At 38.9% G+C, this 14,141-nt stretch carries 12 protein-coding genes and 1 pseudogene; 7 read left to right on the forward strand and 6 right to left on the reverse strand.

The genetic code is table 11. From position 1 onward, the window contains the following. Window positions 1-19 precede the first annotated feature (19 nt). The gene (locus tag AB5916_RS06710; RefSeq protein WP_158422619.1) at window positions 20-454 is read left to right on the forward strand and encodes a MarR family winged helix-turn-helix transcriptional regulator; all 435 of its coding nucleotides are present in this window, start codon (window positions 20-22) and stop codon (window positions 452-454) included. A 56-nt stretch (window positions 455-510) separates the two neighbouring features. Then, window positions 511-1,872 (forward strand): MATE family efflux transporter, encoded by a 1,362-nt coding sequence (locus tag AB5916_RS06715; RefSeq protein WP_368189884.1) that lies wholly within the window; start codon window positions 511-513, stop codon window positions 1,870-1,872. Between the two features lie 94 nt (window positions 1,873-1,966). On the opposite strand, the pseudogene AB5916_RS06720 reads toward AB5916_RS06715, so the two are convergent. The 3 genes and pseudogenes from AB5916_RS06720 to AB5916_RS06730 form a co-directional block, all read right to left on the reverse strand. Then, window positions 1,967-2,614 (reverse strand): annotated as a pseudogene (locus tag AB5916_RS06720) (transposase); the annotation flags it as partial. Between the two features lie 15 nt (window positions 2,615-2,629). After that, window positions 2,630-3,640 (reverse strand): hypothetical protein, encoded by a 1,011-nt coding sequence (locus tag AB5916_RS06725; RefSeq protein ID WP_368189886.1) that lies wholly within the window; start codon window positions 3,638-3,640, stop codon window positions 2,630-2,632. Window positions 3,641-3,665: 25 nt separating this feature from the next. Next, a complete protein-coding gene (locus tag AB5916_RS06730) occupies window positions 3,666-3,830 on the reverse strand; it encodes a hypothetical protein (protein ID WP_368189888.1) in 165 nt (54 codons plus the stop codon). 628 nt (window positions 3,831-4,458) lie between these two features. Here AB5916_RS06730 and AB5916_RS06735 point away from each other — a divergent pair. The 5 genes from AB5916_RS06735 to AB5916_RS06755 all read left to right on the forward strand — a co-directional run bounded on the left by AB5916_RS06735 (window position 4,459) and on the right by AB5916_RS06755 (window position 10,697). After that, window positions 4,459-4,812 carry a hypothetical protein gene (locus AB5916_RS06735; RefSeq protein ID WP_368189890.1) on the forward strand — a complete coding sequence of 118 codons (354 nt, stop codon included), beginning with the start codon at window positions 4,459-4,461 and terminating at the stop codon, window positions 4,810-4,812. A gap of 140 nt (window positions 4,813-4,952) precedes the next feature. Beyond that, window positions 4,953-5,348: a hypothetical protein gene (locus tag AB5916_RS06740; protein WP_368189892.1), complete on the forward strand. Its 396-nt coding sequence runs from the start codon at window positions 4,953-4,955 to the stop codon at window positions 5,346-5,348. Beyond that, window positions 5,299-5,493 (forward strand): Ig-like domain-containing protein, encoded by a 195-nt coding sequence (locus AB5916_RS06745; RefSeq protein WP_368189893.1) that lies wholly within the window; start codon window positions 5,299-5,301, stop codon window positions 5,491-5,493. The genes AB5916_RS06740 and AB5916_RS06745 overlap by 50 nt, the downstream gene beginning before the upstream one ends. 46 nt (window positions 5,494-5,539) lie before the next feature. Further along, the gene (locus AB5916_RS06750) at window positions 5,540-7,126 is read left to right on the forward strand and encodes an AAA family ATPase (RefSeq protein WP_368189895.1); all 1,587 of its coding nucleotides are present in this window, start codon (window positions 5,540-5,542) and stop codon (window positions 7,124-7,126) included. 19 nt (window positions 7,127-7,145) lie between these two features. Beyond that, window positions 7,146-10,697, forward strand: coding sequence for a leucine-rich repeat protein (locus tag AB5916_RS06755; protein ID WP_368189897.1), 3,552 nt, complete (start codon window positions 7,146-7,148; stop codon window positions 10,695-10,697). 327 nt (window positions 10,698-11,024) lie between these two features. Here the strand turns inward: AB5916_RS06755 and AB5916_RS06760 are convergent, their stop codons facing one another. From AB5916_RS06760 to AB5916_RS06770, 3 genes are read right to left on the reverse strand one after another with little or no spacing between them, the layout of a single operon-like run. Next, window positions 11,025-11,501, reverse strand: coding sequence for an N-acetyltransferase family protein (locus tag AB5916_RS06760; protein WP_368189951.1), 477 nt, complete (start codon window positions 11,499-11,501; stop codon window positions 11,025-11,027). Window positions 11,502-11,550: 49 nt separating this feature from the next. Next, entirely contained in the window at window positions 11,551-12,402 is an 852-nt protein-coding gene (locus AB5916_RS06765; RefSeq protein WP_368189899.1) for a helix-turn-helix domain-containing protein, read from the reverse strand. 14 nt (window positions 12,403-12,416) lie between these two features. After that, entirely contained in the window at window positions 12,417-13,733 is a 1,317-nt protein-coding gene (locus AB5916_RS06770; RefSeq protein ID WP_368189900.1) for an MATE family efflux transporter, read from the reverse strand. Window positions 13,734-14,141: the final 408 nt, after the last annotated feature.

Genomic DNA, 14,141 nt, shown 5'->3' on the forward strand with positions numbered 1-14,141 from the left:
GTAAGGAGGTGCAGCATATATGCGTTCCTCAGCATTCATAACTTTTTTTCACGATGCATTAAACGCTTACAATAAAATGTGCGAACCTATTCTTCACGAATTTGATATTCCACAGGTATCTTTTGATATTTTGATGTTTCTGAATAATAATCCGGATTTATGTACAGCTCAGCAAATAAGTGAATTTCGGAACATAAAAAAGAACTTAGTATCTGTCCATGTTGAGAAACTGGTAACTGCCGGTTATCTGCAACGGGGAACTGTAGCCGGAGACAGGCGCAAAGTTCTGCTCTCCTGCACGGAAAAAGCCCAGCCAATTCTCAAGGCCGGCCTGGAAATGCAGCAAGATTTTAACCAGAAGCTTACCCTGGATATCCCCCAAAAATATATGAATATTTTCAAGGAAATCACCGAATCTATGGCCGCGAATACTCGCCAGATGCTCAATGAATAATGTTAAAAGAATACTTCTAAATGAATAACACAAAACACAAAAAGGAGATATTGCCCATGCAAAATAATAAAAATTTTCTAGGTACAGAACCTATTGGAAAGCTTCTTCTCAAACTGTCTATTCCCACAGTAATTGCCCAACTTATCAATATGCTTTATAACATCGTCGACCGAATCTATATCGGACACATCCCTGGTGATGGCAGTCTGGCTCTTACCGGTGTAGGCGTCTGTATGCCAATCATCATGATCGTATCTGCTTTTGCAGCACTGGTCAGCTCCGGTGGTGCACCAAGAGCATCTATTTACATGGGAAAACAGGACAACCAATCAGCGGAGAAAATATTAGGCAGCTGCTTCTTTCTCCAGATCATCGTTTCCTTTATCCTGACTGCTGTTTTACTGTTCTGGGGCAAAGATATATTGCTGGCCTTTGGTGCCAGTGAAAATACCATCAGCTATGCATCCAATTACATGCGTATCTATGCCTTCGGTACACTGTTTGTTCAGCTGACTCTTGGTATGAACGCCTTTATTACTGCCCAGGGATTCACAACCATTTCGATGGTTTCCGTTCTGATCGGTGCTATTTGCAATATTGTTTTAGATCCTGTATTTATCTTTGCCTTCCACATGGGGGTAAAAGGTGCAGCCCTGGCAACTGTAATATCACAGGCAGTTTCTACGCTTTGGATCATCTTGTTTCTTTGTGGTAAAAAGACACAGCTCCATCTTAGGAAAAAATACATGCGCCTTGTGCCAAAGGTCATTCTCCCTTGCGTTGCACTTGGACTTGCTCCATTCATCATGCAGGCAAGCGAAAGTGTTGTAACCGTTTGTTTTAATTCATCCCTGCTCCGTTATGGAGGCGATATTGCCGTGGGAGCAATGACGATCTTAACCAGCGTTATGCAATTTGCTATGCTTCCTCTTCAGGGAATCGCACAAGGAGCACAGCCTATTTCCAGTTACAATTACGGAGCAAAAAATGCAGACAGGGTAAAGAAAACTTTCCGTTTACTGTTGATTACCTGTTCCGCATATGCTGCATTACTCTGGGCATCCGTACAGCTTGCCCCAAGATTATTTGTAAGTATTTTTACTGCTGATGCAAGTCTTATTGATTTTACTGCACCAATGTTAAAGATCTATCTGGGTTCGCTGTTCCTGTTTGGTATCCAGATTGCGTGCCAGATGACATTTACCTCACTTGGTAAAGCAGTCTGCTCTATTATTGTTGCCGTTGTCCGCAAATTTGTACTATTGCTTCCGCTTATCTATATCATGCCTCATGTTGTATCCAATCCAACTGCAGGCGTATATATGGCCGAGCCTATTGCTGATCTGATCGCAGTAACCTTTACATCTGTTTTATTTGCAGGTCAGTTCAAAAAAACACTTGCAGAAATTCAGAATTAAGTAAAATAATAACCTGGTTGTTGCTGTTCAGAGGTTAGCTGGACATGCGAAAGCCGATGGGGTAGACTAATAACAGTCAAAGCCATCGGTTTTCTTATCCAAATATTCTGGACACTCTGTCAAATATATTCTCTGGTTCTTCTAGCCGCATCAAAATAAGCATGCTCATGCATTGACAGAAATAATCGATACTTTCGAAACTCCTAAATGTTACGGCCTGCGCCTGTTTCCGCTTATAATTCTTCAGAAGCCTTTCCGCTTCGTTATTAGTAACAGGTATCCGGAGATCATGCAAAAACAGCAGATGATTCCGCATGTATTTCTCCATTCTCAGGAATAAATTATATCCTTCTCTATAATAAGTGTTTGCTGGAATGTTCTCGTATTCCTTTCGTCCAATTTCCAGTATCTTCAGGTATTGTTTTTCAAACTCGGAAGATTTTTCCGTCTCTGGGGTATATGGCACCTGGGACTTATTTCGAAAGTGGATCATTTCCTGTATCAATGAATGCATCTTTTTGTTCCAGGTTCGATCCGGTTCATTTTCGATGCTGGATTTCAGGTATCTCAGCACATGTGCAAGACATTCCTGATGATCTTCTCCATAGTTGTAGAAGGTGATATCATGATCATGGACAAGGATCCCCTGATAATCCTCAGTAACAGTTCCTTTTACACCTTCGTGACCCTTTTTTCTGCGCGCAAAATAAAGAGCTTTTCCGTCAGGTGTTGCACAGACATATACATAACAGCTTTTTCAGTTCTCTCTGGCATTTGTACAGTCTGTATGCATAACTGGAGAAAGCAGCATATCTGCACAAACAGACCTGCGCTCAGGCTCAGTTTTTAAAGCAAACTCTTTGCTGAGTTTACTTACCATTCTTTTAGAAATGTTTAATTTTCCACCTGTCAGATCTGACAGGAACTTTCTGCTCTTATCAATTAAAGTACAACAGTCATTGTTCAGGAGAAACAAAAATGCACGAATGCTGCCATCGTAGTTTACATCATCAACAACACCATCCGGAAATGCAGCATGTATACGTTCGCCCGTTTTACTGTTATAATAAACATCTGCATGATATTCCGTCACATCCAGTATCATACGGATGTTTATCAGCTGTTTTATGATCGTTTTTCCAGTCTTTTTAAAAGCACAGTCTTCAGTTACCGCTTCTGGTGGAGAAAGAAATATTATAGGATGTGTAGGCTCATGTTTCTTTCGGCTGTGTCCTTTATGACCGGGTTGACCGCCTGGCTTTCTACCTGATTTTTCCCTGCTGTTTGTGATCTTTTTACGCTTAATGGTCTTTGAGGAAGGAATCGATGAGTTTTCATAATCCCGGTTTATCTGTGCACGGAATTTCAGATTCTTTCCCTGTTCTTCTTCCAGTCTGGCAGCTGTTTCGTAAAACTGAAGCCGGAGTTCTTTTACCTTATCCAGTGCATCATCTCTTTGTTTTTCAGCAACAAGGGCTCGCTTCTCCATCTCCTGAAGTTCCTGGGCTGCCTTTTTCTGCATAGCCTCAAACTCCAAAAGCATGTCTTCCAGAACCTGAAACCAGTAGTTACGTACACGGATTGTCTCTTTATGTGCATCTGCTATCGCAGCTTCCAGTTTTCGGATCTTATGTTCATAAACCCTGCATTCCTTTTGATGGAATTCATTCAGCTGGATATATCTTTCGCCGGATTCCAGTTCTTTATTTCTGGCCTGTGCGGCTTTCAGCCGGCACATAAGTGTGATGTAATCATACGCGTCAGGCATACATTTCCCCCAGCACAGTTATTAATCAAACGCCGCTGATTATGTCTGTGATCTTAGAAATATGATCTTCCAGATATTCGATTAATTCTTTTTGTTTCTGGATAAATTCCTCCTGGATCTCAATCTGTTTGAGATAACCAGCAAGAAGTTCATCGCGTTTCTTAAGTTCTTCTCTTAAATCAATGTCCATGAAGAAACCTCTCTTATTTTTTGTTAACAAGAGTATAACAAAAGCATGGAAAAAAAGCGAATTACCAGAAATCCCCCTTTCGTTAATCTGACTGTGGATAACTATTTTGTTTTATGATAAAAAAAGTACTAAAGCGGGTCTTGTGAGTTCAAGAAAGGGGTCTCAAAACCAGAATCTGGTGTATAACTTTTCACAAAAAGAACAGCCGGAAAAACTGTAAACACAGTTTTTCCAGCTGAAAATGATTATCCACAAAATAAAAAAATAAATTTCGTCATTTTTTACAATGACTTATGCATACCCCTGAACAGTAACCTGGTAGACCTAAATAAAAAAAGACAGTTTCATATATGGTTTACGTTAAAATAGTTTTATGGTAGAATACTCGTAAGAGATATCTTATTGCGAAACTATTTTTTTATGAAGAGACGGGGATTTTTATGAGGAAAAAAGTAATGATCATGTTACTGGCGACTACGATGATGGGAAGCAGTGTGCCGGCAGGAGTTTTGGCAGCAGATGTTACAGATTTTGCAGGGAGGAAGTTGTAGAGGAAAGAAATGAAACAGAAGTTCAGGGAGACAGTATTTCAGAGTTTTCAGAAAATATTTCAACACCAAGTCCCTCTGTGACGCCGACACCAGGAGAAGAAGCATTCCCTGAACCCATAGTTACTCCAGTACCAGGGGAACCAGACCCCACAGTGACACCAGAACCAGAAACACCAGAAGTTTCCGTGACACCAACACCATCAGATGATTTTACTGATGAACCAGTGGGATCCGAAAAGGGAACAGGCGAGGTTGGCGTTCCGAAATACAATCCCAGTGAGAGATCAGTAACCTTTAACATTATGGGAACAAAGGAATTTACCTATTATGTAGCTGCATTCCAGATTGGAATAGACGAAAAAACAGTAAATCCAAATTCGACAAGAGCAAGGCAACCAACAAGGTTGCTGCCAACACAAAGAAACCTGTAATTTTCAAGAATTATGACAAGTTCACGGATCTTTGGGTATATTTCCAGTGGCCGGACGGATATGTCAGCTGTCTCAAGGAAGCGCTTTTCCTGCCGAGTATCAGTGGTGTTACCTGGACAGACCACAACACTGTACAGTTTATGCTTTCTGCCAATCATCCGTTCTTTTATTATTATACGATTACCAAGGCAGATACCAGTTCCGCTGATGTGAAGAATGCCTATAAAGCTGATAAGGCCAAAACAAAAAAACCACTGAAATTTTATCCAAACAAATTTTATTCTTTTAAGGCAATTGGTGCAGGCACAGAGATCGTCAAGCCTGTGGCAGGAGATGAAAAATACGAAACTCTTTACTGGAGTACATCTAAAACTCCAACGGAACATGCAAAGAATAGAACCTGGAAGATTGGTTCTGCCAAAGGCGTTACTAATGCATCTACTTATACCATGTATGTATTTTTCCAGAAATACAGATTTGACGGTAATGGATGGATTCCAGGAGATATTGAATACAAGTCCGTCTTCTGGCTTTAAAGTAAAATCCTGGAAGTCAAATAATACCTCCATTGCGAAGGTCAGCAGTTCCGGTAAAATCACAGCTGGCAAAAAAACAGGAAAAACAACCATAACCGTAAGGTCCGGAAAAATCAAAAAGAAAATCGCTGTAGTGATCAAATAATGGCCAAGTGTCTTTTGGAAAGATATATTTTATAAAGGGGATATTTATGGGAAGTTATCTGAATCCTGGAAATATATTATACAGAGGAAGTTTAAGATCAAAAATCTATGTGGACAAAAGCCTTCTGATTGCCAGAACCAATGATCTCTTCTGGTCAGAGCAGAAGTATATCTGTGTCAGCAGACCAAGACGTTTCGGTAAGTCTATGGCTGCCAATATGCTTGCTGCCTATTACGACAGAAGTGTGGATTCAGAAGGATTATTCAAAAATCTCAAGATCAGTCAGGAAGAAAGTTACAAAGAACATCTGAATCAATATGATGTAATTCGTGTGAATATGCAGGAATTTCTGAGTGCAACACACAGTATGGATGAGATGCTGTCAATGTTACAGACAAAAGTTATCAGAGAATTGAAAAGAGAATATACAGGTTATGAGGATGAAGAGAATCTTATTTTTATGATGAAAGATATTTTTGCACAGACGAACCGTCCTTTTGTAATACTTGTAGATGAATGGGACTGCATGTTCCGGGAATATCAGAATGATAAAGATGCTCAGAAAAAATATCTTGATTTTCTTCGTGCATGGCTGAAGGATCAGGCTTATGTAGGACTGGCTTATATGACTGGAATTCTTCCAATCAAAAAATATGGTTCACATTCTGCATTAAATATGTTTATAGAATATTCCATGACAGATCCGGGAGAAATGGCGAAATATTTTGGATTCACAGAAGAGGAAGTTCAGACACTCTGCACAGAGTACAATATGAATTTTGAGGAAACAAAAACTTGGTATGATGGTTATGGGCTTCGGACACACAGTCGGTTTGGAGATAAACTATATTCCATGTACAGCCCCAAATCTGTAGTGGAAGCTATGTTGAAACACAAATTCGGCACCTACTGGAATCAGACGGAAACCTATGAAGCACTGAAAATCTATATTCAGATGAACATGGATGGTCTGAAAGATTCCATAATCCGAATGCTGGCAGGTGACAGTGTGAGAATCAATACCGGAACATTCAGTAATGATATGACTACTTTTGCTACAAAGGATGATGTGCTCACGTTGCTGACTCATCTGGGATATCTTACCTATGACAGTGACAATGAGACAGTATCCATCCCAAATAAAGAGGTTTCACTGGAATATGTAAATGCCATCAGCACTATGGACTGGCATGAAGTCATTCATTCTGTAGAAAATTCCAGAAAATTACTGGAAGCACTTTGGAATCAGGATGGAGCTCAGGTGGCTAAGGGGATAGACCAGGCGCACAGGGAAATTTCTGTTTTACAGTATAATGACGAAAATTCTCTGAGCTGCACGATTAATCTGGCATTTTATTTTGCAAGAGAATATTATACCATTGTACGGGAATTACCAACAGGAAAGGGATTTGCAGATATCTGCCTGATTCCGAGAAAGATTCACACAGATAAACCGGCAGCGGTGATTGAGCTGAAATGGGATCAGAGTGCTGAAGGTGCAATTTCCCAAATCAAAGAGAAAAAATACACAGATGCCCTGAAGGATTATCATGGTAATCTTTTACTGGCTGGTATTAACTATGATAAGAAAACAAAAGTACACACCTGCGTAATAGAGAAAATAACCAAATAAAAGCAGAAAGGGGATTTTTATGGGGAAGAAGAAAATTGCAATGCTGATGTCAGCTGTCATGATTCTGTCAGGTACAGCGATGCCATCATCCATGGCATATGCCATGGACGATATTCAGATATCAGCAGAAGAAACTGATGAGGTTGGTTCATCAGAAGAGTCAGAGCCAGAAGATCAGGAAACAGATGTAGAGGAAGACACAGATGATTTCGGAGATGGCAGTTCTGACGAAGAAGTCAGTGTAGAGACACAGAATGGAGAAAACGAATCTGAATGTGAAGTAAGTGCATTTTCCGATGAGGAGAATGCTGCTGTTGGGGAGGATGAAAAAGGAGAACCTGTAGAAAATGGTTCCTGCGGTGATGATGCAACTTATAAACTGTATGCAGATGGAACATTGTATATTGAGGGTACCGGGGCGATAAAGGGCTTTTTTAGCTATAGAAATGATATTAAATCGATTATAATTGAAGAAGGAATAACATCTATATATAGTTATGGTATGTTCGCACAAGATGGGGAACTTGTTACTGTTTCATTGCCAAAGAGTTTGACAAATCTAGGAATTGAAACGTTTATGTATTGCAATAACCTTACTACAGTATATTTACCAGAGGAACTTACCAGTATAGAGCAGGAAGTATTTTCATGTTGTACGAGTCTGAGCAATATAAATTTACCAGAGGGACTTACTAGTATAGGGCAGAATGCATTTTTACAGTGTAGTAGTTTGAAAAACATAAATTTGCCAGAAAAATTAACTAGTATTGGAGTTAGAGCATTCTCAAATTGTACTAGTTTGTCGGATATTGTATTGCCAACAAATAGTACTCGTATTGAGGCAGAGGCATTCAGGAGTTGTAGCAATCTTACCAGTTTTGATTTTTCACATATTACAAGTATCGGTGATTATGCTTTTCGTGGCTCCGGATTAAAAACGATTACTCTTCCAGAAAATTTTACCAATATTGGTAACAATGTATTTTCTGGTTGTGAAAATCTCCGAAGTGCAAAACTACCATCTAATATTGAGAAGATCAGCAATGGAATGTTTAATAATTGCAAAAGATTCAGTGAATTTGAGATTCCTGCCAGTGTAAAAGAAATTGGAGATAGTGCGTTTGCCGGATGTAATGCTCTGACGGAAATTGCTTTACCAGAGGGACTTACCAGTATCGGAGATTCTGCATTTTCTGGAACAGGAATAACAGAGTTTAAATTGCCCACAGGATTGCAAAATATTGGAAATGGATCATTTTATGACACAGAGATTACAACTATAGAGATTCCAGAAAGTGTAACAAAAATCGGAAATGGAGCATTTGCATCTACTAATTTAAAAACAATTACAATTCCTGAGTCGGTAACAGATCTTGGAAGTGGGGAATTTGTGAATTGTTATTCTCTTAATACAGTTGTAATTAAAGCAAATATCACTGAATTAAAAGAAGAAACGTTTGAATGGTGCAATAGCCTGAAAAATGTTACACTACCAGACAGTTTGAAAAAGATTGGTAAAAATGCATTCTGGAATTGTTTTGCACTGGAAAGTATAGAGCTACCAGATAATATAAATGAAATTGATGAGTATGCTTTCCAATCTTGTAATATAAAGAGTATTAATTTCCCTCAGAATCTCACTTCTATAGGATATGGGGCGTTTAATGGCTGTGATTTGGCAAATATAAGCCTTCCGGAAAAAATGCAGACCGTTGACACAGATGCATTTAAAAATTGTACAAATCTGAGAAGTGTTTACATCCCAGGCACTGACGTGGAGCTGGCAACGAGAGCTATTGGATATAAAAGCGACAATACCAAATATGACAATATTGTTCTTATAGGAAAAGCTGGTTCCACCACTGAAACATATGCAAGGAAAAACGACTTTACATTCCATAATATAGCAGACAAGTTGACACGTGTACCTGCTGTAGCTGCCACCTGTCTTGCAAAGGGAAATGTAGAATACTGGCATTGTGATACATGTAATACAAACTTCAGCAATGAAGAAGGAACTATGGCATTGGATCAGATTGAGACAGAAATTATCTCTCATGATCTGGTACTGGTAGATGAAGCATATCCTACCTGTACAGAAACAGGAATCCGCTACCACTGGCACTGCAATTCCTGTGGTAAGAATTTTGAATATTCTGATGGTACATATGAAATAGAAGATGTTGTGATTCCTGCAATAGGGCATGATATGTATTTTGAAGAAGGAGACGAGGCAACCTGTTATGGTGAAGGCAGGAAAGGTTACTATCGTTGCGATAATTGTGGAAAGTATTTTCTTGATGAAAAGGGAACACAGGAGGTTACTCAGGAAGATTTGATTATTCCGAAGAATAATAACCATGATCTGAGATTATGTCAGGGACATGAGGCAACCTGTGAAATAGAGGGAGAAAAAGATTGTTACCGCTGTGATAATTGTGATAAGATTTTTCTCGATGAAAAGGGAACACAGGAGGTTACAGAAGAAGATTTGATTATTCCGAAGAATAATAACCATGATCTGAGATTATGTCAGGGACATAAGGCAACATGCTATGGTGAAGGTCGGAAAGATTATTATCAATGTGCAATGTGTGGAAAAATTTTCCTTGATGAAAAAGGTAGCCAGGAAGTAACTGATCCGGATAAAGAACTTCGTATTCCAAGAACAGATCATAAATGGATTGAGGTTACAGAACCTGGAGGTGGAAGCATCTATGCACCACACGGTGAAAAAACGTATTCAATTAGAAAATATCAAGTGGTATATAAAGAAGTACGCTGTGAATTTTGCGGATTACAAAAATCTTATAGACAGGTAACATATACACTTATTATTAACGCCCACAAAGCAACTCTGAAATATGGTCAGTCCACTACAGGAGTCAGGGTTACAGAAATGAACTCCAGTGATTATCTAAAGAGTGTAACATCCCAAAACACCAGTATCGTTAAAGTTTCCGATGTTAGCAAAAAAGGAACGTTTAAGCTTACAGCAGGAAAGAAATCCGGGAAGACTCTGGTTCATATAGAATTATCCAGCGGACTGGCAGCAGATGTCCAGATTACCGTCCAGAGTGGAACTGTAAAAACAAATTACATCACTGGTCTGAAAAAATCAGTGAACGTATCCAAAGGAAAAACATACACCCTGAAACCAGGCCTGGATCCGATCACCAGCCAGGAAAAGGTAACTTACAGATCATCCAACACTAAGATTGCCACAGTCAGCAGCAAAGGTGTGATCACTGCAAAAGCTGCAGGAACTGCCAAGATCACCGTAAAATCAGGTAGCAAAAAGGCAACTGTGACAGTGAAAGTGAAAAAAGTGAAAACCACAAAACTCAGTGGTGTACCGTCTTCCAAAACAGTGAAAAAAGGAAAGACTTTTACTATCAAGGCTTCCGTTACTCCGAAGAACAGTGATAAAAAAGTTACCTACAAAACTTCCAACAAAAAGATTGCTACAGTCACTTCCAAAGGTGTTGTGAAAGGTATTAAGAAGGGAACTGTCACTATTACCGTTCAGAGTGGCTCCAAAAAACAGACTTGCAAAGTAACTGTGAAATAACATTTACATAGTAAATAAGATTGCTATGAACAGTAACACCTGGTTGCCATAGTAAAAAATACTTTTTCAAATCGTGGCATTTTCGTCGATTATTGAGTATACTATAAATGAGCCAATGGCTTGTCGGTCATCACGGCTAGAATATGATGAACGTGTATGTTTAGCTTCCGCAAACGACGGGGTGCTGCAAAGCGCAGAATATCGCTTACGTGTAGGAAAGGCTTGCCGAAAGGTGAGCCTTTCTTTTCTAGGAAGGAAAACCAGCCTTACCGAAGTGACCGTAAGCACTGACCTTGTTGTAATCTCCATCCAGTTTCGGATCGTACATCAATCGGATAAAATATATTCCATCTGTCTTTCTTTTGTTTTCATTCCCATTTTTTCATAAAATTTTTCTGCTGAAGTATTTCCTGCCCATACATTTAATGTCACTTCATAGCAGCCCAGCCGCTTCGCTTCGTTTTTTACATAGTTAAACAGACTTTCTCCGATATGCTGACCTCGCTCCTGTCGATCAACACATAGATCATCAATAAAAAGAGACTTAAACGGCACCATATTATTTGAAAATGGCTGTTCCCGTAGTTGGCAAAATGCATAACCTACACAAACATCTGCCTTGTTCACTGCAACATAGATTGGATTCTCTTTGTTTTTCAAAAGCTCTTTCAATTCGTCTACCGTATATTTTGTTGTGCCTGGAATGAAAATATCAGGCCTTATATCGGCATGAATTTGTAACACCTGTCCCAGTAATTCAATAATCCTTGGAATGTCTCTTTCTTCTGCTTTTCTGATCATTATTTTTGTCTCCTTCATATATACATCAAGCTTATCCCAGTGACCGTCCTCATTAATTTTTTCTATATTTTAACGGCGACACTCCGTATGCTTTTTTGAAACTTCTGATAAAATAACTTACATTCTGATAACCACTTTGCAAGGCTGCCTCTGTAACAGAAATATCCGTGTCTTGCAGCAGCTGTTTTGCATGCTCTAATCGTAAATATGTCACATATTGTGAAAGGGTAATATGAAAATGTTCCTTAAAATACCGGGATATATATTTTTCTGAAAGATGAAACTGTGCCCCAAATTCCCTTAACAATATCTTCCCTGTAAAATTCTGCTGTATATACGAAACCATCTCTTTTTCTATAGTATTTCTGCCGCTGGTATCATTTTCAACTATAAATCCCTGTTTCCACATTTCAAGGATGATTTGTAAAAGAACTATTTTTGTTTTGATCTGAGCAGTTATTTTTGACTGACTTTCATCATTTTCTGTCACATATATCTCAATTAACTGCTGGCATAGTTCTTTTACCGTATCTTTCACTCTTGGAGTTATCATCAGATGACCGCTGTTTAATGGCTCAAGCAATCGCTCATCTAACATATCATCTGTACGAAAGGATATATATTTTAACGGAAAAAGAAAAGTAAAATAATTCACAGCACCAGCCTGTGAACCCATAAAATGCAGATTGCCCGGTGACACTACAAAGGCATCCCCAGGTTTTCCTATATAGTTCTCACCTGATATACTTACAGTCAGAAGGCCACTTTTTACATATACAATTTCAAATTCATCATGCCAATGCACCGGTACCTGAAATGACCTGCCCCCATTCCTCATATGATATATACTAAATGGATCGTCCTTTGTACCATGTGGTTTGTTTTCCTTTAATTCAAAGTACATAATCTCTCCTAAGGTTATACAAGACTCTTACTTTTCCATTTTCCACTCTTCCATCTAAGTGCCATTCCAACGGCTCTGGCACATTCATCTGCTGCCATGGCAATATAGGATCCTACCGCCAGAAGTCCCATATGTATTCCGAGAAAGTATGTCCCGCCAACAGCAAACAGATACATAAAAATTGCCCCCATTATAACAGGAAAAAGTGCATCTCCGCTGGTTTTTAACGCCTGTCCGTATACAAGATTTGTCACCCTTCCAAATTCAAGGAATATGTCTACTATTAACAACTTTACCACAAGATTTATCATTTGTGTATCATTTGTAAATAAATGCACTATAAAATGTCCGGACAGTGCAAATGTGACAGAAAAGCAGGCGGCTGTTACAAGGCCATAGAACACAGCTTTTCTCGTACCCCTGTCGCAATCTTCAAACTCCTTTGCTCCAATTCTCCAGCCGGTCATAATCGCATTCGCCTGTGCAAGTGCAGCACCTACACAATACGAAAAGTTTGAAATCTGCAGAGTATATGAACGAGCTGTAACATTCATTCCATTGGCATCCATCTGATTCATAAAACGCACGATGAATGTCAGTGCCACATTATAAAGTGCTGTTTCAAAAGCAGAAGGAAAACCTATCTTAACAATCTGCGCAAGTATCCTTCGTGGTGCAATACGCTGAGGATTCTGCTTTGCTTTTATAAGTACAGCTCCCATAATCGCTACAATAATAAGATTGACAACCCTTGAAATAACTGTGGCAACAGCAACTCCCATAACTCCCCAGTTAAATATAAACAAGAATACTGAGTTCAGTATTAAATTAAGAACATTTCCAACAATAGTTCCTATTAATGAATGCTTTGTATATCCAAACACTCTCAAATAGCTGGCAAAAATAGGAATAAGCGCATTTAAAAAACATGCACCTCCAACAATTTTAAGGTATGTTTCCGCCGGCTCAAGCAAAGCCGGGGCAATACTTACGATTCTAAGTATATTGCCAGAAAAAGCAGCAAGAACAATAGACATCAGGATACCTATCACTGCATTAAATATCAGTCCAAGCTGTCTGGCCTGATATGCGATCCCAGGCCTTTCTGCTCCAATATTTTGTGACATAACAGCTATCATACCCGATGATATTACTCCAAACATAATGATAAAAACGCCTATATATGTATTTGCTGTTCCCACTGCTCCCACCGCCTGATCACTGACAGACGATAACATAAGTGTATCCACCATACCAGAAAGCATATATAACAAAGTTTCCAAGCATATCGGTATAGATAATTGCGTTAGTGTTTTTCTTTCAACTGCCATATTTTTCTCCTCACATACTATCTCCAAAATCATTCTCCCACCCTTGTGCAAGCACAGGTGGGATCAGCCCTTTTGACACTGTAATCATCTTATCAATAATACGATATATTGTCATGTATTTCTTGTATAATATCCTGCAAAAATTGCACTATTTCTACTTTTAGATAAATAAACTGTAAAAAATGCCAATTGTATTTCTGTTTCCTGCGCTTTCAGCTCCATCAGGCGTGGGCAAAAAATTTGCATACCTATCAAGGTTCTTTCTTCATTCGCAGTGTTGCATTGTTAAATTTGTCCAGTATACATTGGTTTGACTTCAGTATTTTTGGTTGTTTTTTCTGAAAATATGTATGCTTTTCATTGACGTTCTCGGCATTTTATGTTAGCATGAGGGTAATTAAAGACATC

Origin of the sequence: Blautia sp. 1033sp1_1033st1_G9_1033SCRN_220408 (assembly GCF_040929965.1) — a bacterium.
In the GTDB taxonomy this organism is placed as follows: Bacteria; Bacillota; Clostridia; order Lachnospirales; family Lachnospiraceae; genus Blautia_A; species Blautia_A ammoniilytica.